Genomic DNA, 21,163 nt, shown 5'->3' with positions numbered 1-21,163 from the left:
AAGTCGGCATAGACCGCGCGTTGTTGATATACGCATTGTGCACGCATTCGGCACGGATGGCATGGCATCGCCTGCAGGAACGGGCGATGGCCGTTACACTTGCCACTTGCCATTTCGTACTTCCCGGCCGGACAAACAACACTGGAGTTCAGCATGACACCACAAGACATTTCGGCAGGCTTCAGGCAGGCTCGCCTTGAAGGCCGGCCATTGCAGGCCTACCCCGGCGCAACGGTTCCGCCGGACCTGGGAAGCGCCTATGCCATACAGGACATGAGCATAGATGCCTGGCCAGATAAGGTGGCCGGCTGGAAAGTGGCCATGATTCAGCCGACGTGGCGCGAAACTTATCCTGCCGAACGCGTCGTTGGACCGGTGTTTGCCAAATCCGTTTGGAATTTCGAACGCGAGGAACTAGGCATTCCGATCATCGATGGAGGATATGCGGCGGTCGAGGCGGAGTTTGCGCTGCGCATCGCCAGAACGATCCCACTGGAGGCTGCCTTCCTCGATTCGTCGGATCTGCTGCCGTATGTGGAAAGTGTGCACGCGGCAATCGAACTCGCTGGAAGTCCGCTGGCGAGCCTCAGCGCGCTTGGTCCGGGCGCCGTCGCGTCCGATTTCGGCAATAACGCCGGCATGGTGATAGGACCGCAATTGCCCATGGAGTCGCTTTCCGACCCGGCCTCGGCCGTGTCGGAAACCTTCGTCAATGGCGCAAGCGTCGGCAACGGCGGTGCAACGAGGGTACCGGGCGGGCCGCTTGCCGCCGTTCTGTTTCTCGTGAACGCCTTGAAAGCGCGCGGCCGCACGCTCAATGCCGGCGAATGGGTCTCCACGGGCGCCACCACCGGCATACATCCGGTCAAGGTGGGAGACCGGATCCTGGTGACGTTCGGCGAGGATAGTCGAATTGACGTCCGCATCACCGCAGCAGGCGCTGTCTGAACGAACGATACATGAACCCTATAATGTCGAATCAACCAACCACGCTCGCGCACAAGCGGGCCTTTCAAATTCGCAACATGCATTGCCCGACCAACTCCAAATCATCCATGTCTTCCCTTTGCAAAACCATTGCCGCCGCGGTTCTGTCGTGCGGCGCCCTCATGGCGCAAGCCCATGCGCAGCAGGCCCAGGCCTGGCCCACCGCACCCATCCGGATGGTCATACCGTTTCCGCCGGGTGGCGGCACGGACATCCTCTCGCGCCTGGTATCGAACAAGCTTGCCGAGACCAACAAATGGACCGTCGTTGCGGAGAATCGGCCCGGCGCCGGCGGCACCATCGGCATCGCCGAAGCCGCCAAGGCAAGGCCCAATGGATACACCATGGTGATGGGGCAGAAGGACAATATGGCCGTCGCCCCATGGCTCTACAAAAACCTGGCCTACGATCCGACACGCGATCTGACGCCCGTGGCACACGTGGCCTACACGCCAGTCGTGATCGTTACCTCGGCCAATTCACGATTCAAGACGCTGGCCGACGTCGTGAATGCGGCGCGCAGCGCGCCAGGAACGATTCCCTATGGCTCTCCTGGAAACGGCACGACCATTCATCTCGCCGGCGAGGCGCTCAACAATGTGGCAGGCATCAAGCTGGTGCATGTGCCTTACAAGGGATCGAGCGCGGCAATGACGGACGTCATGGGCGGCACGCTGGATCTGGCGCTGTCTTCCGTGCCATCGGCGCTAAGCCAGATCCGGTCCGGCAAGCTCAGGGCGCTGGCCGTGACTTCCGCCGCGCGCAGCACCTCGCTGCCGGACGTGCCGACGGTGTCGGAATCGGGCTACAAGGGCTTCGATGTCAGTACCTGGTATGGGGTGTTCCTGCCGGCGGGCGCGCCGAAGGATGTCGTCGTGCGCCTTAACGGGGAAGTCAACCGCTTGCTTGACACGCCTGACATGAAGAAGGCCATTCATGCCCAGGGCGCGGAGCCGCAAGCCATGTCGCCGGAAAAATTCTCGGCGCTGCTGCAGGGTGATTACCGCAGCATGAAGGACATCGTGAAGCAGGCCGGCGTGACGATCGAGTGAATCCGCATGGCTTCACCGATGCGGCATGGACGAAACATCATGCCTCGTCCGCCGTTTCCTTGTACTGACCGGCCATGCGCTGCTGCATGGCCGGCGGCACTGCATCATAGTGACTGAAGCTGATGGTATAGCTGCCGCCGCCGGCAGTCGACGAGTGCAGGCGGGACTGGTAGCCATTGAGTTCGGATAGAGGAATCAATCCGCTCACCAGCGCGCTGTCGCCGTGACCCTTGCGCATTCCGCTGATCTGGCCCCGGCGCATGGAAAGATCGGCGGTGACATCGCCCATGCTGTCTTCCGGCGCCGACACCTCGATGCTGACTACCGGCTCCAGCAGCACGGGACGGGCTTTTTGCACCGCATCCCGGAAGGCCTTGCGGCCTGCCACGATGAATGCGATTTCCTTGGAATCGACTGGATGGGCCTTGCCGTCGTGGACGATGACGCGTATATCCTGCATCGGGAAGCCGGCCACCGTTCCGCTTTCCATCGCCTGCAGCACGCCTTTTTCGACCGCAGGAAGGAACTGCCGGGGGATGACCCCGCCCTTGACCGCATCGACGAACTCGAAACCCGAGCCCCTTGGCAGCGGCTCTACCTTGAGAAACACTTCGCCAAACTGGCCGGCGCCGCCGCTTTGCTTCTTATGACGGTAATGTCCTTCGCCCTCTGCCGCGATGGTTTCCCGATAGGCGATCTTCGGCGGATGCGTGATGACATCGGTCTTGTGCATTTCGGTAATGCGGTCGAGCACGCTGCGCAGGTGCAGTTCGCCAAGCCCCGAGATCACCGTTTCGCCGGTGCTCATCAAGCGGTCGACGCGCAGGCAGGGATCTTCCGCGCATAGCTTTTGCAGGAGGTCCCACAGTCGCTGTTCGTCACCGCGCTTGCGTGGTTCTATCGACAAGCCGTAGATGGGCTGGGGCAGGGGGATCGGTTCAAGATGGATATGTGCATCCTCGGCCGCATCATGCAGGATCGCATCGTAATAAATGTCCTCGATACGGGCTACCGCACAGATATCACCCGGTACGCCTTGCGGCACTTCGATCTGCTCCCGTCCCTGCAGCTTGTATAGGTGCGAGACGCGAAAGGGCTTGCGATGATCGCCGATGTAAAGCGTGCCGTCGCGGCGCACAGTACCCTGGTGAATACGGAACATGGCGATCTTCCCGACGTAGGGATCCACCACGATTCTGAAGACGTGTGCAAGCACGTGACGGGCCGGGTTCGGCTCTGCGCGGATCGGCTTCCTGGCATGCGGATTTTCGGGGTCTTGCCGGTAGAAGATCGGTGGGTTGCCTTCCGCGGGATTCGGCATCAGCCGGGCGAATACCTCCAGCAGCTGCGCGACTCCGGCACCGCTTTGCGCGGAGACGAAGCAGATTGGTATCAGGTGTCCTTCGCGCAGCGCTTGTTCGAACGGCGCATGCAGCACTTCGGGATCGATATCGCCCTGGTCGAGATACGTCTCCATGAATGCAGCGTCCACTTCGACCACCTGGTCCATCAGCGCCCTGTGCGCGGTGGCCACGGTGAAGAAATCCGCCTTTCCATCGCGCTGGAAGAAGCAGTCGGCGACTTCCTGACCTGCGGCGTTGGGCAGATTAATGGGTAGGCATTCCCTCCCGAACAGTTCCTGAAGTCGCATTACCCGCGCAGGCAGGTCAACGTCGGGTGCATCGATCTTGTTCACGACAAGCAGCCGGCACATTGCCCGTGCCTTCGCCAGCTCCATCATGCGCGTCGTCATCATTTCGATGCCGCGCTGCGCATCGACGACGATTGCCGCCGTATCCGCGGCGGGGAAAACGCTGATTGCCTGGCCGATGAAATCCGGATAGCCCGGCGTGTCCAGCAGATGGATGCGGGCGTCCCGGTAATCGAGATAGGCCGGCATCGCGTACAAGGTATGCCGATACTTGCGTTCAAGCGGATCATGGCCCGATATCAGACCGGGCCGTTCGGGACTGCCATTCCAACCATTGACTCCATTGCTGCCTTTGTCGGTATTACCGCTATCGTTGTTATTGCCGTTATTACTGTTATTGCCTGCAGACATGCCCGAGGTGCGCAACAGCGCTTCGATCAGTGTTGTCTTCCCGCACCCGCCGTGTCCGGCAAGGACGATATTGCGAATGGCTTCAGTGCTGTACGGCATGGCCGAATCCTCCTCCCAATGCCTCAACCCGGCGATTGGGCTCCATGAGGCTATGGAACAACAAGCAACAGGAACAACGTAGGGCAAAGAAATGCATGCTGAAATCCCATTATCGTTGGCGTTTGCGAAATGGGCAAAGAAATCAGCACGTACCGGTCCCGGACTTGCGGCTTGCATGCATGGCTATCGTGCCTATACTGAATGACCACCCGATTTTCCTGGAGGTTGTATGAAGCGTATTTTCCTAGCCATGATTGCTTTCGCAGCTTTCGCCGGTTCCGCCAGCGCAATCGATTCACGCGCCCTGCCGGGTAATGACACGGCGAACTGCACAGGTTCGCCGAAGACAGGCGACCCAAGCTGACCCTGCGCTTGTTCCGACACAGAACGCAGCTTGAGGCCGCTTCAAGCTGCGTGGGGCAAATGGCGGCTGATGGCTTGCAGGCCGGCAGGTCCGACCAGCCTATGCCGTCGCGTGTTCGACGTTGACGCCTGCCGTGACTCCGTGAGCGGACTCAGGTGCTGCGGCACTTCGGCCGCCAGCGCATCGATGGCGGCTCTCGTTTTCGCTGCGACATGACGCGTATGCGGCCACGCGACCGCAAGGGCAAACCCTTCATCGATGACATCGAACAGGCGGGTATCGAGCACGTGTTCAAGCCGCGCAATGATTTTTGTCACTGTCGAGCGCAACAAGTGCAGGCGTGCCGCCGCCAATGAATGCAGGAGCACCTCCGCAGCGAGATTGAATAAGCTTATTGACCTTTGGTGAAGCGGACCAGGGAAAAAATCAGCAGTGCGAACAAGGTGCTGAGAATTGCCGTCACTTCAAGGCCCATTCCCGCCGAGATGCCGACCGCCGAGGTCAGCCAGATTCCCGCGGCAGTGGTGAGTCCCTTGATGGCCTGCACTTCCTTTTGCTTGATGATGGCGCCTGCGCCAAGAAAGCCGATGCCCGCTGCAACCCCTTGAAGGACACGGGAAATGTCTTCGAGCGGCATCCCTGCCTGCAGGGGAACGAGCACGAACAGCGCCGAGCCTACCGCAACCATCATGTGGGTCCGCAGGCCTGCGGCGGCGCCTACGGATTCGCGTTCGTAACCAAGCAGGCCGCCGAGGACGGCCGCCACAAATAACCGGATGCAGATTCGCGTCACGTCCGACGCATCGGCCAGGTCGGAAAATTCGGTTTGCAAGGTTGCCCAACTCTGTTCCCACCACACGCACTGTCTCCTTCAATTTCTTCGACATGCGGAGGCAACGAGCCGTCAGTGCGCGTTCGGTGCCCAGCGTGCCGGCTGCGATATCAATGTTGCGAGGTCTTTCGCCCCGAACCGGACTTCTTTCCGCCGCCGGACATCTTGTTTTCCGTAGCCCATGCGCGGCGCTTGGCTTCTTCGGCCGGAACGCCACGCTTCTTGTAACCTTCGGCGATATGTTCCGCCTGGCGTTTTTGCTTGTCGGTGTAAGAAGACTTGTCACCTTGTGGCATGATCGGGTCCTTTCGAATCAACTTGGAGGATGGGCAGGTAAGCGACTACATATTTGCCCTTCTTATGCAGATCAGAGAATGACTGCCTGAATTTGTTCCCACGCCGAAGCATGGGCAACCGGACAGCCATGGAAGGCGGGTGAGGACGGGTGCGGACGGGTGAAGGAACGGGTGGCTTCCGTGCGTGTCCATGCAGGTTTTCATGTTGCCGCGGCCGTTCGATTTGCGAGAAAGCGAGACAAATGAGTTTCAAGATAAGACTGATGCGTGAAATCGAGGAGGATTTCCAAATGGAACGCGTCGAGGTGTTTTCCGGAACAATCAGTCCCGGATTCGTGCCTTTGTGGGAAGAAGCAGGAGTGTACGAATCGCTTTACGACAGCGACGGCAAGAAGGCGCGCGAAATCTCGCGCAGTTTGGCGTATGGACTCGACCGTATCGTATCCGATGAAGGCATGGCCACGCTGATTCCGCCCGGTACGGGCGGCGGCGTGAAGGAAGCCGTCGGATTTCTGGAAAGTCTGCTGAGGGCGTGTATCGTTCACCCCGATGCGCGCGTGGAAGCGAGTTGAATCCGCCGCAGTCGAAGAATTGCGCGGTCCTTCATACCCGTGCTCGATTCTTGCTGGCCCTCGCAGACACAAAGAATCGGCCAGCTGCGCATTCAATGCGCATGCATGCCTTCGCCACCATGCGCATGCCTTCTCGGAGCCCGGGAGTCGAGCGGCACATGCACCGATTGCCCGTTCACGCGTTCGAATTCCATCGGATCATGAGAGCAGAACAACTCGAGATCGCCGCCATGGACATGGCGCAGCCGGCGCAGGCGTTCCTGATTTTCCAGGCGGGCGGCTCTATCCTTTTCCATCATCGTCTGGTAAAAGCGAAGACCGGGGGTGCACCAAGGATCTGTCGCGCTCATTTCCTGGTGATAAAAATAGGCGTCGCCGGCTTGCAGTAGCCATCGCTCCGGGGTGCGGACCGCGATACCGGCATGGCCGAAGGTATGCCCTGGCAGCGGCACAAGCAGAATTTCCGGCGGTAATCCCGACAGCTCGCGTACGCATTCGAAGCCGTACCATCTGTCGGTACTGCCGGGCCGATAGACTTTCCACCGGTTCCAGCTGGCCCATTGCTGTGGCCGGAAGCGCTGCCGATCCAGCCATGTCCTCTGTGCCATTGCATGATCGCGTTCCTGCTGCATCATGTGGATCATCGCTTGGGGAAAGTCATCGAGGCCTCCGGCATGATCGAAATCCAGATGCGTCAGCACGATATGCCGTACATCGGATGCCTTGAATCCCAGTCTCTGGATCTGCCGTATGGCAGTCATCTCTTCCCGGAAGTCGGGGCTGAGCAGGGCGAGGAAGAAACTGCTCAAGCGGCTTGCCGGATGAAGCACGTCCTGCAACCCGTAACCGGTGTCAACCAGGACCAATCCCTGTCCGGTCTCGATCAGAAGGCAATGGCAGCACAGCTCTCCCCGCTGCAGCACCGACGGCGTCCGGCCATCCATCAGCTTTCCGCCAAGCGGACAGGAAGAAATGCAATTGAGGTGATGTATGCGCACTTTGGGTCTCCCGGTGGTGACGCAATACTTCCTTCGGCAGACGAATGTTACTGTCGCGGAAGTGATCGCGATACAGCGAAGCTAAATCTGCTGACTCGATGCGGCGGGCTTGGTTCCGCTCCAGGATGAAAGCAGCGCGCGTGTCCAGCGACGCTTATAGCGAGTTCGCCGGTGTGAGACGGCTGTTGAAAGTCTTCGAAGAAAGATAATGGCAACGGCCGGTAGAGGACAGCCAGGCGGTTTGCCTACAGGGCAAGATGCCGGCTGTCCTACCCATGTCATCCATCTCGTCTGTCATGGAATGACTTAGGATTGATATTACTTGCCGACTTTCCCCGGCAGGGTCAGCGCACCCGAGGCGACCTTGAATACATCCACGACGCACAGCAGTGGACTGTGCACGCTCGCATTTACACGAAGCGCTGCTGTTACGCCGTCAAAACCCGCTTCGGAAACGACGCCGATATCATCGAATGGAACCCGAACCTCGAGGGTTTTTCCCTTGAAAACCGGGGTGTATCCGGGGCTATCGATCAGCAGAGGCAGGCCGGGCCAGGTCTTGGGCAATTTGGGTTTGGAACCTTCCGGAATATCCACCACTTTGAGTGCATCCTTGCCGCAGGCTTCGTCTGGCTTGAGCACAACCCAATGCGAGTGCCAGAGATCACCGTCGTTTTTCAGATTGCCGTCACCATTTTCATCGTACAGCGGAGTGTCGTCGAAATCCGGATGCGAAGTCACGGCGAAGGCAAGTATGCCCGTGCCTTTTTCGAACCCTATTGCGGATGGATCCATCGTGGTTGGCCATACGTAGGAAAAAACGCTGCTGCCTGCAAGCTTGCCTGTCTTGGCCGGACGGGATTTGCCAGCCTTGCCTGAGACGGCGATATGGAAAACGGCCGTCGTGTCTTCCTTTGTGATCTTCGTATGAAGAATGTCAAACGGTGCCTTGACGCCTTTTGCATGACTTGTCTGAATCCCGCCGGTATGGCTGGGGCCGGCGTAGGCAGCGACTGTTGCCAAGGCCAGGGTTGCGGCGACGGCTGACGATAATAATCTCATTTCTTCTCCCTATCAAAGTTAAGGCAGTGCGTTATGCACACCGATTGCATGGCCGTATAAGCCGTGATAAATAAGGTCAAGCTTCATAAAGCCGGCGCGTCCAATCCTCCATAGCATTGAGTTGCACGCGCCGGGCAAATGTCGTTTGCCACTTGGCTGTCAGCTGTTTGATTGTTGATGCTTCGTGCCACTCCTCCGGCAAGCCGGGTGCTCCCGGATCCAAGGGGAAAAGCGCGTTTATCAGCCGCTCCATGGTCCACGCCGGACAAGGCCTGTCGACCAATTCAAGCCGATCGTGCCTTGCCAGCCATCCTTCTTCAAGGACGCGGTAGTACCAGCCAGTCGCACCGGATGTCTGCATCATTAGCGCGGCTTCCCGCTCATTAAGAAGACGGTTAAGCTTCCAGCAAGGCTGCCGCCCCTGCGAAATCTGCAGCAGCGTGGAGCCGGCCCGGTAGATATCTCCAATGCATACGTTGTGCTCGGTCATGCCCGATGTGGATATGTTTTCTCCGAAGGCGCCTGGCTCCAGAGGCACGACGCTGCTCGGGTATACGGACCGCCAGAACTCGTAATGGTCAGCTGGATAGTGATGAATCGCCTTTTCCACTCCACCATGGACAAGCAGGTCTCCCTGCTCATCGCCTTCCACGCCGTTGAAGGACACTCGTAGCGGTCCGGGATGGGGTTGCTTCACAATTCCGCTCGGGACCGCAACATGGCCCTTTCTCTCCAGCGGTTTGACGCGCCCTACAAAAAGCATTTCAATCGAAGCGACGGTACTCATTAATGACGCCCCGTGTCAGTGGCCGGTCGTTCCGATATCGGCCAGTTCGGAATGCGGTGCGATGGGCAGTACCTTTTCTTCGATGACCAGGCATGGCAAGGCAACGATGCCTCTCGCAGCTGCATCGGACTTCATCTCGGGATGCAATTTGAGATCCACGACCTTGAGAGAAGGCATGGTGCTCGAAAGTGCGCGCGCGATATCGAGGCATATATTGCAACCGTCGTGATACAAGACGGGATCACGCAGTTCCTGTACAGGCCTTTTGCCGGTTACGTTATTTTCCATATTCTTAAGATTTCTTTTATTGGGATGCTCTTTCGATTGAGTGGTTGCGGCAAAACCCGACAACCAGTCGCGCATTAATGCCTTGCCTGCCAGATCGAGAGCTCTGCCGTGGCGAAGCGTCTCTTCACGCAACTTCCCCAGATCTACGCCGGCGTGTCGCAATTCAACGGCATGGCCAGTCAGCCACTGCTCGAGTGCGCCCGCTTCGAATTCCGCATGGAACTGGATGCCCAGGGCGTGCGTCTCAAGGTGAAAGGCCTGACAAGGCGTGCCTTCGGTGGCTGCGGCCGGCGCCAAGCCTTTCGGGAGCACGATGTTGTCGCCGTGCCAGTGCAGCACCGGTACACCGCGCAGCCGTTCCAGGAGTCCTGCGCCTGCGCTAATCTTTAACGCTGACCAACCGATTTCGACTGCCGAGGCGTCCCCGGCAACGGTCCTGCGCATCACCTTGCCGCCCAGTGCAACTGCCATGAGCTGCGCACCGAGGCAGATGCCCAGTGTTGGGCGTTTAAGCTTCAGGCGCGACTGCAGGCCCCGGATTTCGGCATCGAGCCATGGATAGGCGGCTGTGTCATTTGCTCCAATGGGACCGCCGAGAACAATTATCAAATCAGTGTCCCGCCATTCCGCCTCGGACAATGGGGCAGAACCCGCGTGCCGGTAGGTGACTTCATACCCATGATCGATAACCGGCGCTGCAAAGGTACCCAGGTCTTCGAAGGGAACGTGGTAGACCGCAATACAATTCATGAAACCTCTCCGTTAAACGGTTGATGTTGATGTCGCATGTGTATCTCAAGTACGAAACATCGTGCTTCCTTGGCGAATGGGCAAAGGGAAGCCGTATGCATCCACTATGTAATACATAGTAGGAGTCCTAAATATATTGGGCAAAAAAAATTAAGCGAATATTTCCCAATTACGCCGCGCCGTCACAGCGTCCGCAGGTTCATGCTCCGCACAATCTATTCTTAAAAACGATATGGGTAAGGGTGCCTTTACGAGAGCGCAGTGGTGCGGGGCCGGACTGTCGGGAAATACGTTCGCCTCGAAATAGCGGCACGACAGGCAAGCACGCAATGCAGGAAATCGTTCAGTCTTCTGCAGCTCCGCGATCAACTTGAACAGCCCAACCAGGAGTTGGCCCTGCACATCAAGATCCAGCGCGGCCGCCGCATCGTCCGCGAAACCAAGTGCGGTCGTCATTCTTTCCACCAGCGTCTTTCCCTGGTCGGTCAGCCAAAGCGCACTTGCGCGGCCGTCATCTTCCGCACGCGCTTTTCTTATCAAGCCCTTATTGACCAGGGCGGCTACGGAATCGCTTGCGCTGGCCGATGACACCGACAGCTGGGCCGCAAGCCACGAAAGCCGGACGCCATGGACACGATCCTTCAGCAACATCAGGATTTCAGCCTGCGTAGGATTCAGGTTTTCCGCAGTGGCGAACTCCCACATGCCCGCCCGCAGCACACTGGAGACCCGGCTGATCGCAACAATGATGCGCGCCGAAATATCCGGTGTACCGTCCCACGGCGTTTCAGGTTTGATGTCCATGCCGGGATAATATCATGGTCCGCAAATAAGTAAAGAGTCCTAACTAAGTTTTCCGGAATGACCTGGCTGTCATGTTAGGGCGGTATCACGCAGATGCTGTTCGATACATTTTTTGGATCGTACAAGTCAAATTTGCGATTTGACTTGTATCGATCGTCGATCAATGATCTCCTCACCGCCGCATCGAGCGGGCACGACAAGCGAGGAGACACCAATGAAACTGAAGATGTTAGTTGCAGGCGCAATTGGATTGCTGATTGCCGCAGGTTCGGCATCGGCACAGAATTATCCGTCCGGGCCGATTACCCTGGTGGTGCCTTTCGCCGCGGGCAGCGGCACCGATGGCGTGGCGCGCGTGGTCGCGCAGAAACTCGGCGAACGCCTGCGCCAGACTATCGTCGTTGAAAACAAGCCGGGAGCCAGCGCGCAGATCGCGGCAGTGCACGTCGCCGGCGCCAAGCCGGACGGCTATACGCTGATGATGACCACCAACACATCGCACTCGGCCAATCCCAGCCTGTTCAAGAGCTTGCGCTACGACCCGGTCAAGGATTTCACGCCGATCACTCTTGTCGGCGAATTGCCTTTCGCAATCGTGGTCAATCCGAAATTGCCGGTGCGGACGCTCAAGGAATTCATTGACTATGCAAAGGCCAATCCAGGCAAGCTGTCGTACGGTACGCCCAACAGCACATCATTGGTCGCCACCGAAACGATCAAGCGCCTTGCCGACATCAAGCTGCTGCAGGTGCCCTACAAATCGAGTCCGCAGGCGATGACCGATCTGATCGGCGGGCAGATCGATTTCTATGTCGTCGATTTCGGCTCTGGCATGTCGATGCTCAAGACGGACAAGGTGAAGACCCTGGCGGTAACCACCGCAGCCCCGTCCAAACTTTTGCCCAATGTGCCGCCGGTTGCGCAGACGGTACCGGGATTCGACCTGACTTCCTGGAACGGCATACTGGGCCCCGCAGGCTTGCCCAAGCCCATCGTCGAACGGCTGAATTCCGAAATCCTCGCCGTGCTCGCGGACAAGGAAGTGCAGGACAAGCTTTCCACGCAAGGTTTCCAGGTCGGGCCATCGGCAACCCCTCAGGAATTCGCGAAATATGTCGTTGCCCAGCGCGACCACTGGAGCGCGCTCATCAAGCAGGCTGGAATTCAGCCCGAATAGGCATCTGAGGTATCGCACTCATGAAAAAGCAATCAGGTCCGCTTGCGGGCGTCACGATACTTGACATGACCTCGGTCATCATGGGGCCGTATGCCACGCAGATACTGGCTTCCCTTGGCGCCGACGTGATCAAGATCGAAAGTCCGGAAGGCGACAACATGCGGCATGTCGGCCCGATGCGCCATGCCGGCATGGGGCATATCTTCCTGCATGCGAATCAGGGCAAGCGCAGCATCGTGCTCGACCTGAAGCAGCCCCAGGGCCGCGAGGCGGTGCTGCGCCTGGCCGAGAAAGCCGATGTGCTGATCACGAATGTCAGGCCGCAGGCCGTGGCCCGGCTCGGCCTGGATTATGAATCGGTGAAGCAGCGCAATGCCGGCATCATCCATGTCAGTTGCTGCGGCTTTGGCCAGGAAGGCCCGTACGCCGAAAAGGCAGCCTACGACGATCTTATCCAGGGAGCTACCGGAATTCCCTGGCTGATGCAGCAATACGGGTCCGAAACACCTTGTTATGCACCGGTGACCATGGGCGATCGGGTGACTGGCCTGCATGCCGTGTATGCAATCACGACGGCACTGTACGCACGGGAAAGGACAGGAGCAGGGCAGGCCGTCGTCGTTCCGATGTTCGAAGCGATGGCGCAGCTTGTGCTCGGCGACCATTTCGCGGGCCTGTCCTTCGAACCGGCACGCGGCGAAGCAGGCTATGCGCGCTTGCTGACCTCGCACCGGAGACCCTACCGCACGCGCGACGGATACCTGTGCGTCCTGATATACAACGACAAGCACTGGCGCAATTTCTTTGCCGCGCTAGGAACCCCGGAACGTTTCACGCAGGATCAGCGCTTTGCCACGCACGGCATGCGCGCCGCACATATCGATGCGGTGTATGCCGAAGTCGCCGCATTGATGCTGGAGAAGACGACTGCCGAATGGCGTTCGCTGCTGGACGGCGCGGATATTCCCAACATGCCCATGAATTCTCCGGCCGACCTTCTGGAAGACGTTCATCTTCGCCAGACCGGTTTCATCCGCAGCGTCGAGCATCCCACCGAAGGAAAGCTGAACACCGCCGGCAATCCGGTGGCATGGTCGCACACCGTGCCGGATTCCGATGTCGCGCCGGCGCCGCAACTCGGCCAGCATTCCGCCGACATCCTGGCCGAGGCCGGTTATACCGCTCAAGAAATCGAGCATTTGATGCATGCCGGCGTGACCGCATGCGGTTCCACTGTCAAGGAGAGAAGCGAATGACCCACCGATACCTGGTGCGAGCCGGCGAAGCGCCCGGCTATTCCCCGGCCAATCATACCGGCACCCTGAACCGCCGCCTGATCGGTGCCGAAAACGTGGGCGCCAAACATGTTGAAGTGGTGCTCGGCGTCATCGAGCGCAATGGCGGGGCCTTGCCGCATGCCCATCCTGGAATCGAACAGGTCTGCTATCTGCTGGAGGGAAGCGCGCGCGCCGAAGTCGGCGGCGAAGCCTTTGAAATGCAACCGGGCGATGCCTGTTTCTTTCCGGCCGATGCGATGCATGTCTTTACCGTCACCAGCGAGCAGCCGGCAAAGGTGCTCGTGATCTACAGCCCGCCCTATGCCGAAGCCAATGCACGGACCGGCGGCAGCGGGGAAAAGGCCTAGACGATGGATTTCATGCTGAATGAAAACCAGGAGCAGATCAGGGATGCCATTGAAAAATTGTGCCTGCCTTTCAACGATGAGTATTGGGCGGCCCGGGACAGGGATGGCGTCTTTCCGGAAGATTTCCATCGCACGCTGGGCGAGGCCGGATGGCTGGGCATCGCCATGCCGGAAGCCTATGGCGGTGCCGGCTTGGGAATTACCGAGGCCGCGCTGATGATGCAGACCATCGCCGGCACCGGCGCGGGCCTGTCCGGTGCCTCGGCGGTACACATGAACATCTTCGGTCTGCATCCGGTGGTCGTGTTCGGCACCGATGAACAGAAGCAGCGCTGGCTGCCGCCGCTGATCCAAGGCCGCCACAAGGCTTGCTTCGCGGTGACCGAGCCCAATACCGGCCTGAACACGCTCAAGCTCAGGACGAAGGCGGTCCGCGACGGCGACCATTACGTCGTCACGGGCCAGAAGGTCTGGATTTCGACGGCGCAGGTGGCCGACAAGATGCTGCTGCTGGCGCGCACCACGCCGATCGAGGAGGCGAAGGGCACTGACGGCTTGTCGCTGTTCTACACCGACCTCGACCGCAGGCACGTGGAAGTGCGCGAAATTGAAAAGATGGGCCGCAAGGCGGTCGATTCCAACCAGGTATTCATCGATGGTCTTCGTATCCCGGTGGAAGACCGCATCGGCGAGGAAGGCAAGGGATTCAGCTACATCCTCCATGGCCTGAACCCCGAGCGCATCCTGATTGCATCCGAAGCCGTCGGCCTGGGCAGGGCTGCGCTGCGCCGCGCGGCGGAGTATGCCAAGGAGCGCATCGTCTTTGACCGGCCGATAGGCCAGAACCAGGGCATCCAGCATCCGCTTGCCAAGTCCTGGATGGAACTGGAAGCGGCAAATCTGATGGTATTCAAGGCTGCATCGTTTTACGACGCCGGCAGGTCATGCGCTGCCGAGGCCAACGCCGCCAAATATCTTGCCGCGGAAGCCTGCTTCCATGCCTGCGAAAATGCGATTTTCACGCACGGCGGCATGGGGTATGCGAAGGAGTACCATGTGGAGCGTTATCTGCGAGAATCATGGATTCCGAGACTCGCGCCCGTCAGCCCGCAACTCATCCTTTGCTTCATCGCGGAGAAGGTGCTTGGTCTTGCAAAGTCGTACTGAGTTGAGAACCGTCTTCGAAGAGCCTTGGACGGCGCGCAACCGGTCCTGATCCGTAAGAAGCTTTACTACCTGGAGATCCATGGAGCTCAGGCACTTGCGCTATTTCGTCGCCCTGGCCGAAGAATTGCACTTCGGCCGGGCAGCCTTGCGCCTGGCGATCACCCAGCCGCCGTTGAGCTTTGCAATCCAGTCGCTTGAAAGGGAACTGGGCATCCAACTGTTCGAGCGCGACAACAAGCGGGTCGCCCTGACCGAGGCGGGTGCCGCATATCATGTCGAAGCCCGGGCCATTCTCGACCGGATCGAACGCGCCAACGACACCGCGCGTTCGGTCGCGTCGGGCAACCTGGGTCGGCTCGACATCGGATTTACCGGCTCAATGGTGTACCGGCACGTGCCTCGCATAGTTTCCTCCTTCATCGAACGGCATCCCGGGATCGAAGTGACACTGCGAGAACAATCCTCGATGGAACAGATAGAGGGTCTGCGGCACGGTCAGCTCAATGCCGGTTTCATCAATACGCCGCATGTTCCGGAGGGATTGGAGGGACTGGCGCTGCTCGAGGACGTTTTTGTGTGCTGCCTTCCCGATTCGCATCCGCTTGCGCATCGAAAGAAGATTGCATTGAAGGAGCTGGTCGGCAGTCCCTTCATCATGTTTGCGCGCGAGATCTCGCCGGCCAACTACGACAACGTGATCGCGGTCTGCAGGCAGGCGGGCTTCGAGCCGCAAACCCGTTATGCGGCGCGCCAGTGGCTCACCATCACTGCGCTGGTGGCCAACGGCCTGGGCGTGTCGATCGTGCCGCAATCGCTGACACGGTCCGCCATTGCCGGCGCCCGGTTTGTGCCGATATCGGACGCTCGCGCGGTGTCGGCGGCGCACCTGGTATGGAGCCCGGAGAGCAGGACGCCTGCATTCCAGTTTTTCCTTGATGTTGCTAGCGCAGGATTGTCGGACCAAGGCATGTGACTGCATCGCATGCTTGTTACCCCGTCATCGTTCCGGTGTTCATTGGCATTGTTCGGGTAGCTGCATGACGACATGTCTCCAAGTCAGCCAGTGGAGACGAGGCCTCCACTGGCGCCTGATCGCGGGACCTGCTTACGACATGAAGTTGATGGTGTTCTTGCCGGTCTGGGTCGGGTTCACATTGGACTTGATGCCGGAGGCGAAGGCGACGTTGTTGCCGTTATTGACCAGGGTGCTTTGCTCCTGGCCGAGCAATTGCTCGGCGCCGAAGTTGAGTTCATGCTTGGAGAAGCTGGCCAGCGGGCCGACGAAGAGGGAAGGCATCTTGGCGTAGCCAGTACCGCCGCGGACGGAGGTCATGTCTTTGGCGCCGAGGTCTTTGGAAACGGACAGGTCTTTGATGGACAGTGCTTTCATGGTGATTCTCCTGAGGTGAGGCTGGTTGGGAAGGGTGGCAAGCGCTTGTTGCGCTTGAAGGAGATATAGCAGGGGCTGTGCCAGCGTCGGCAAGGCGGATGGGAATGGCTTCAACGCCTTGATTTATCAAGGGTTTTCGTGATCGGCGGGCGAGATTATGCGGTCATGGTGAAATATGCCGCAACGAAAATGGCGGCGCCGAACCGGCACTGCACAGTCGGATCGGAGCCGAGTGTTGGATATGACGCGACAGCTTGAACCGTCTTCGTAATCGATGAAGGTCTTTCGATGAAGACCAATCGATGAAATGCGGAGCGAGAGGGACCCCCGCGCCGCTGATGCTAAGCCTGAGCCATGCGAGGCTGCCGCAGCACGAAGCCGCGATCCGGCAAACGAAGCGACAGGAAGGCGGCCATCAGCAGCAATATCCCGGAAGCGCCGAAGGCGATCCAGTGGGTGCCATACACCTCGTAACCCCAGCCGCCAAGCCAGGAGCTGAGCATCGCACCGATCTGGTGGCCCAGGTAGGCCCATCCATACATCACACCGACGAGCCGGACACCATAGACATCCGCGAGGATGGCGGATGAGGTGGCGATGCTTCCGGCCCATACCAGTCCGCCAATGGCCGCCGCCGCATAAAGTTCCCAATGGGTGCCTACCACCAGCAGCGCGAAAAATCCCAATCCGCGGATGAAGTAGATGGCGAACAGGATATTGCGCCGCGGCAGCCGGTCGGACAGGCGCCCGAGCACCATCGTGCCGACGATCGCTACCAGGCCGATCACGCCGATGCCGGACGAACTCGTCATCGCATCGAAGCCATGATCCATCAGCATCGGCACGCCATGCGTGCCGAGCAGGTTCATGCTGAAGCCGCAGGCGAACAGTCCCAGGAAGATTTTCCAGAACGGCGCAGTTCGCACCGCTTCCCCGAAGGCCAGAGTGTCGGCCGGTTCGGCTTTCGATGCATCCTTCGCCGCAATCTGCCCCGGCAGGAGGTCCGTGTCCGGAGGCGCGCTGTCGCGCATGATGAACAGGGCGGAAGGCACCGTCACCAGCACAAAGGCCGCCGCAAAGCCGAGCAGCGTCGCCTGCCAGCCGTAGGCTTCGATGGTGTAGGTCAGGACCGGCGTCATGAATGCCATGCCGGCCATGGATCCGGTCGAAAGGAAGAACAGGGCGGTTCCGCGCTGGCGCGTGAACCAGCGGCTGATGACCGGCGTAAGCGCCACCGGGCTGGTGAATGCGAGCCCGACCGACAGCAGCACGCCGAAAGACAGCAGGAATGACAATGGCGTTCTGGCCGCCACCGTCCAGAAGGTGGACGCGACGACGATCACGGTGCCGAGGAGAAGCACGGAGCGCGTTCCCCAGCGGCTGACCAGGTATCCGGCAAGAGGCATGGCCAAGCCATAGAAAAGCATGCCGACCGCGACGATGCTTGCAAGGAGGCTGCGGCTGAAGCCGAGGTCCTGGGCCATCGGCAGGAAGAAGGGGCCGATCCCCAGGCGCATGCCTACGGTCAATAGGGTCAGCAATGTTGCCGCCGCCACAATGTTCCATCCGAAATACCGCTTTTTCCCCGCTATGCCCGTTGCCATCGTTATTGTCCTTTGCATCCTTCATCCGGCCGGACTGATTGCTGTCAATCCGATCAATTCGCTAACCGCAGTATCTCGCATTTCAACCGGACCTGGCTTGATTTAATGGAATGCCGCGCAACTGTTAACGATCTGGATGCCGGATGGCTAAGCGGTCGACGGAAGTGCCGGGCAGGATCAGGGACGATGGAAAGAAAAAATGCGGCTGGGCTGTCGACCAGTCATCGATCGGTTGATGGTTCCGGTCCCGCCTTCAAGGTCTTCTTGCGATGTTCGCGACCGTCAGGAGAGCGTCTCCCAGCCGGGGATCCAGCACCGCACCGACATTAAAGCGTGACCAGCGGGAAATTTTTGCCGAATCCACGGCAAAAATCCTGCCCGGTGCCATCACGATCTTCTGTTGCAGCAGTTCCTCGGCAAGCCGCAGTGAATCGTCTATCGATGGAAACGCAGCCCACAGATAGAGAGACTGGTGCGGTTTCGCAAACACTTCGGCACCGAAAGATTCGAGCAGCATCGATGCTTTGCCAGTGGCTTCGCCGAGCCGGCTCCGCAAGCGGCTCAGGTGTCGCTGGTAATGACCTTCCCGCAGGATTACGTCGATGGTCCTTTCGCAGTACTCGGAACTGTTCACATGAATGAGCGTTTTCAAGTCGGCCAGGTCGCCGGCCAGATCCGCACCGCAGGCGATGAAACCGACCCGCAGCGATGCGGAGAACGACTTGGAAAAACTCCCGATGTAGATGGTTCTTTCCAGCTGGTCGAGCGAGGACAGGCGGGTAGCGCTCACGGGCTTGAAATCGGCGAGCGGATCGTTTTCAACGATCAGCGCATCGTGCTTCTGCGCGAGCTGCAGCATGCGGAAGGCTTTAGCACGCGAGAGATCCGAGCCGGTAGGATTGTGCGCCAGCGATTGCGTAAAAAACAGCCGCGGCTTTTCGCGCACCAGCAGGTTCTCCAGCACTTCCAGGTCAGGACCGTCCGTCAACCTTGGTATGCCGAAGACGCGCGCACCGGCCAGCTTCAGTTTGCCGAACAGGGGATAGTATCCGGGATCGTCCACCAGCACGGTGGCGCCCGGCGGCAGAAAGTACCGGATTACCATGTCCATTGCCTCGTTTGCCCCGTGGGTCAGGACAATCTGGCGCGGCTCCACTCCAATGCCGAAGTCGCTCAGCTTGCGTACCAGCTGTTCGCGCAGCGGCGGGTAGCCGAACCGGCTGCCATAGCGAAACAGCGATCCCAGTCCGGTTCTGACAACTTTTTGGTGGTATTTGTCCAGGCGTACGTCCGTCAGCCATTCGATGGGCGGAAAGCCGTCGCCGACCGCCAGCGTGCCGGGTTCATGCTTGAGCTGCTCCCGCATCAGCCAAACGATGTCCATTGCGCGGCCCAGCGAGTCGGTTTCTTCGGCCCGCCGGGGCTGCGGCTTGGCAAGCACGTAGTAGCCGGATCCCCGGCGCGGCTCCACCAGCCCGCGCGAGACCAGGATCTCGAACGCGGCAACCACGGTGTTTTTCGCATATTGGTGGAGCGCGGCGAGTTCCCGCAGGGAAGGCAGCTTGTCGCCCACGCGGTAAGCGCCTTCCCGGATCTGCCGCTCGATTTCATTGGCCAGCAGCATCGGAATCGGCAGCGGCTTGGAAGAGAGGGCTGCGGAAATCATGTTGTCGGGCATAGATAACTCCATCGGATCTGAACACACGGCGTGCAGCCGTACCATCACTGTCCCGCCAAACTGTACCTTTAGTAATTGGTACAGTCAGCCTACATTGTAGCCATTCCATCAATCAAACAGCATGACTTATAACTGGAGACACGCATGGCAATCGATTCTCGCCTTCCCAATTTTCGCGGCTTGACGCCGGAGCAGCGCGTCGAGCATATCGCGAGGGCAGCCAATCTGACGCAAGAGGAGATTGCACTCATTGCGAAGCCGGGCGCGCTGAGTGTCGACCGGGCCAACGGCATGATCGAAAACGTCATCGGCACTTTCGAACTGCCGTTCGGCGTCGCCGGCAACTTCGAGGTGAACGGCCGGGATTACCTGATTCCCATGGTGGTGGAAGAACCGTCAGTGGTGGCCGCCGCCTCCTTCATGGCCAAGCTCGTCCGTGAGTGCGGCGGCTTCGAGGCCTCGAGTACCGGACCGCTGATGCGCGCGCAGGTGCAGGTTCTCGGGATTAGCGATCCTTACGGCGCCCGCCAAGCCCTGCTCAAGCGGCGTGACGACATTCTCGAAGTGGCCAACAGTCGCGACAAGGTGCTGCGCGAACTCGGCGGCGGCTGCCGCGATATCGAGGTGCATGTGTTTCCCGACACCGCGCGTGGGCCCATGATCGTGATGCACCTGATTGTCGATGTGCGCGACGCCATGGGCGCCAATACGGTGAATACGATGGCGGAAGCGGTTTCGCCGCTGGTCGAGAAGCTGACTGGCGGTTCGGTCCGCCTGCGCATCCTGTCCAACCTGGCGGACCTGCGCCTGGCGCGTGCCCGTGCGCGCATTACACCGGAAGTGCTGAGGACCAAGGAGCGCAGCGGCGAGGAAATCATCGAAGGTGTACTCGATGCCTATGTTTTTGCCGCTATCGATCCCTACCGCGCGGCGACCCACAACAAGGGCATCATGAACGGCATCGATCCCGTGATTGTCGCAACCGGCAATGATTGGCGCGCGGTGGAGGCCGGCGCTCACGCGTATGCCTGCCGCGGCGGCCGTTACACCTCGCTCACGCACTGGGAGAAGGACAAGAGCGGCGCCCTGGTCGGTACCGTCGAAATGCCCATGCCGGTCGGCCTGGTCGGAGGCGCGACCAAGACGCATCCGCTGGCCCGTCTCGCGCTCAAGCTGATGGATGTGAAGTCGGCCCAGGAGCTGGCGGAGATCGTCGTCGCGGTCGGCCTGGCGCAGAATCTCGGCGCACTGCGCGCATTGGCGACCGAAGGCATTCAGCGTGGTCACATGGCACTGCATGCACGCAATATCGCGCTGGTTGCCGGCGCCGTCGGCGAGGAAATCGATATCGTCGCCAAGCGCATGGCGGCGGAGAACGATGTCCGTACGGATCGCGCGCTGGCCTTGCTGAACGAGTTGCGCAAGCAATGACGGAAGACCTTCGGGGAACAACCCCGGGTAGACGTGAGCCGCGTCGAACCAGAATCGGAACAAGAAAAATGTCGCACCGAACCCGCGTAGCGGGTCTATAACCATCCATTCATGGAGA

21 protein-coding genes and 1 pseudogene are annotated in these 21,163 nt (G+C 59.6%); 9 read left to right on the top strand and 13 right to left on the bottom strand.

What is annotated here, in order from left to right; genetic code table 11:
- The first annotated feature begins 153 nt into the window (after positions 1-153).
- Positions 154-948, top strand: a complete 795-nt coding sequence (locus tag RY831_RS19260) for a 2-keto-4-pentenoate hydratase (RefSeq protein ID WP_326508004.1) — start codon at positions 154-156, stop codon at positions 946-948.
- Between the two features lie 107 nt (positions 949-1,055).
- On the top strand, positions 1,056-2,039 hold the full coding sequence (locus RY831_RS19255) for a Bug family tripartite tricarboxylate transporter substrate binding protein (protein ID WP_437126295.1): 984 nt from the start codon (positions 1,056-1,058) through the stop codon (positions 2,037-2,039).
- Between the two features lie 37 nt (positions 2,040-2,076).
- Here the strand turns inward: RY831_RS19255 and fusA are convergent, their stop codons facing one another.
- The 5 genes and pseudogenes from fusA to RY831_RS19230 all read right to left on the bottom strand — a co-directional run bounded on the left by fusA (position 2,077) and on the right by RY831_RS19230 (position 5,692).
- Positions 2,077-4,200: an elongation factor G gene (gene fusA, locus RY831_RS19250; RefSeq protein ID WP_326508003.1), complete on the bottom strand. Its 2,124-nt coding sequence runs from the start codon at positions 4,198-4,200 to the stop codon at positions 2,077-2,079.
- A 405-nt stretch (positions 4,201-4,605) separates the two neighbouring features.
- Positions 4,606-4,881, bottom strand: a complete 276-nt coding sequence (locus tag RY831_RS19245; protein WP_326508041.1) for a hypothetical protein — start codon at positions 4,879-4,881, stop codon at positions 4,606-4,608.
- Positions 4,882-4,884: 3 nt separating this feature from the next.
- A pseudogene (locus RY831_RS19240) lies at positions 4,885-4,932 on the bottom strand (hypothetical protein); the annotation flags it as partial.
- A gap of 23 nt (positions 4,933-4,955) precedes the next feature.
- A complete protein-coding gene (locus tag RY831_RS19235; RefSeq protein ID WP_326508002.1) occupies positions 4,956-5,396 on the bottom strand; it encodes an MgtC/SapB family protein in 441 nt (146 codons plus the stop codon).
- Positions 5,397-5,506: 110 nt separating this feature from the next.
- Positions 5,507-5,692: a hypothetical protein gene (locus RY831_RS19230; RefSeq protein ID WP_326508001.1), complete on the bottom strand. Its 186-nt coding sequence runs from the start codon at positions 5,690-5,692 to the stop codon at positions 5,507-5,509.
- Positions 5,693-5,934: 242 nt separating this feature from the next.
- On the opposite strand from RY831_RS19230, the gene RY831_RS19225 reads away from it, so the two are divergent.
- On the top strand, positions 5,935-6,264 hold the full coding sequence (locus RY831_RS19225) for a hypothetical protein (protein ID WP_326508000.1): 330 nt from the start codon (positions 5,935-5,937) through the stop codon (positions 6,262-6,264).
- A gap of 92 nt (positions 6,265-6,356) precedes the next feature.
- Here RY831_RS19225 and RY831_RS19220 read toward each other — a convergent pair whose 3' ends face one another.
- The 5 genes from RY831_RS19220 to RY831_RS19200 all read right to left on the bottom strand — a co-directional run bounded on the left by RY831_RS19220 (position 6,357) and on the right by RY831_RS19200 (position 10,953).
- Positions 6,357-7,262, bottom strand: a complete 906-nt coding sequence (locus RY831_RS19220) for an MBL fold metallo-hydrolase (RefSeq protein WP_326507999.1) — start codon at positions 7,260-7,262, stop codon at positions 6,357-6,359.
- A 318-nt stretch (positions 7,263-7,580) separates the two neighbouring features.
- Positions 7,581-8,324, bottom strand: coding sequence for a hypothetical protein (locus RY831_RS19215; protein WP_326507998.1), 744 nt, complete (start codon positions 8,322-8,324; stop codon positions 7,581-7,583).
- Positions 8,325-8,400: 76 nt separating this feature from the next.
- On the bottom strand, positions 8,401-9,111 hold the full coding sequence (locus tag RY831_RS19210; protein ID WP_326507997.1) for an MOSC domain-containing protein: 711 nt from the start codon (positions 9,109-9,111) through the stop codon (positions 8,401-8,403).
- Between the two features lie 15 nt (positions 9,112-9,126).
- Positions 9,127-10,149: a glutamine amidotransferase-related protein gene (locus tag RY831_RS19205; protein WP_326507996.1), complete on the bottom strand. Its 1,023-nt coding sequence runs from the start codon at positions 10,147-10,149 to the stop codon at positions 9,127-9,129.
- Positions 10,150-10,299: 150 nt separating this feature from the next.
- Positions 10,300-10,953 (bottom strand): MarR family transcriptional regulator, encoded by a 654-nt coding sequence (locus RY831_RS19200; RefSeq protein ID WP_326507995.1) that lies wholly within the window; start codon positions 10,951-10,953, stop codon positions 10,300-10,302.
- A 214-nt stretch (positions 10,954-11,167) separates the two neighbouring features.
- Here RY831_RS19200 and RY831_RS19195 point away from each other — a divergent pair, with 214 nt between their 5' ends.
- The 5 genes from RY831_RS19195 to RY831_RS19175 all read left to right on the top strand — a co-directional run bounded on the left by RY831_RS19195 (position 11,168) and on the right by RY831_RS19175 (position 15,915).
- The gene (locus tag RY831_RS19195) at positions 11,168-12,130 is read left to right on the top strand and encodes a Bug family tripartite tricarboxylate transporter substrate binding protein (protein ID WP_326507994.1); all 963 of its coding nucleotides are present in this window, start codon (positions 11,168-11,170) and stop codon (positions 12,128-12,130) included.
- A 20-nt stretch (positions 12,131-12,150) separates the two neighbouring features.
- Positions 12,151-13,386, top strand: coding sequence for a CaiB/BaiF CoA transferase family protein (locus tag RY831_RS19190; protein ID WP_326507993.1), 1,236 nt, complete (start codon positions 12,151-12,153; stop codon positions 13,384-13,386).
- Positions 13,383-13,775 carry a cupin domain-containing protein gene (locus tag RY831_RS19185; protein ID WP_326507992.1) on the top strand — a complete coding sequence of 131 codons (393 nt, stop codon included), beginning with the start codon at positions 13,383-13,385 and terminating at the stop codon, positions 13,773-13,775. The genes RY831_RS19190 and RY831_RS19185 overlap by 4 nt, the downstream gene beginning before the upstream one ends.
- Before the next feature lie 3 nt (positions 13,776-13,778).
- The gene (locus RY831_RS19180) at positions 13,779-14,942 is read left to right on the top strand and encodes an acyl-CoA dehydrogenase family protein (protein WP_326507991.1); all 1,164 of its coding nucleotides are present in this window, start codon (positions 13,779-13,781) and stop codon (positions 14,940-14,942) included.
- 79 nt (positions 14,943-15,021) lie between these two features.
- A complete protein-coding gene (locus RY831_RS19175; protein ID WP_326507990.1) occupies positions 15,022-15,915 on the top strand; it encodes a LysR substrate-binding domain-containing protein in 894 nt (297 codons plus the stop codon).
- A 132-nt stretch (positions 15,916-16,047) separates the two neighbouring features.
- Here the strand turns inward: RY831_RS19175 and RY831_RS19170 are convergent, their stop codons facing one another.
- The 3 genes from RY831_RS19170 to RY831_RS19160 all read right to left on the bottom strand — a co-directional run bounded on the left by RY831_RS19170 (position 16,048) and on the right by RY831_RS19160 (position 19,614).
- Positions 16,048-16,332 carry a hypothetical protein gene (locus RY831_RS19170; RefSeq protein WP_326507989.1) on the bottom strand — a complete coding sequence of 95 codons (285 nt, stop codon included), beginning with the start codon at positions 16,330-16,332 and terminating at the stop codon, positions 16,048-16,050.
- Positions 16,333-16,673: 341 nt separating this feature from the next.
- Positions 16,674-17,936, bottom strand: coding sequence for an MFS transporter (locus tag RY831_RS19165; protein ID WP_326507988.1), 1,263 nt, complete (start codon positions 17,934-17,936; stop codon positions 16,674-16,676).
- A 253-nt stretch (positions 17,937-18,189) separates the two neighbouring features.
- Positions 18,190-19,614 carry an aminotransferase-like domain-containing protein gene (locus RY831_RS19160; protein WP_437126293.1) on the bottom strand — a complete coding sequence of 475 codons (1,425 nt, stop codon included), beginning with the start codon at positions 19,612-19,614 and terminating at the stop codon, positions 18,190-18,192.
- Positions 19,615-19,758: 144 nt separating this feature from the next.
- Here RY831_RS19160 and RY831_RS19155 point away from each other — a divergent pair, with 144 nt between their 5' ends.
- On the top strand, positions 19,759-21,045 hold the full coding sequence (locus RY831_RS19155; protein WP_326507987.1) for a hydroxymethylglutaryl-CoA reductase, degradative: 1,287 nt from the start codon (positions 19,759-19,761) through the stop codon (positions 21,043-21,045).
- The last annotated feature ends 118 nt before the right edge of the window (positions 21,046-21,163 follow it).

The organism is Noviherbaspirillum album, from assembly GCF_035916955.1.
Taxonomy (GTDB): Bacteria; Pseudomonadota; Gammaproteobacteria; order Burkholderiales; family Burkholderiaceae_D; genus Noviherbaspirillum; species Noviherbaspirillum album.
This window is presented reverse-complemented; position numbering and strand designations above follow the sequence as displayed.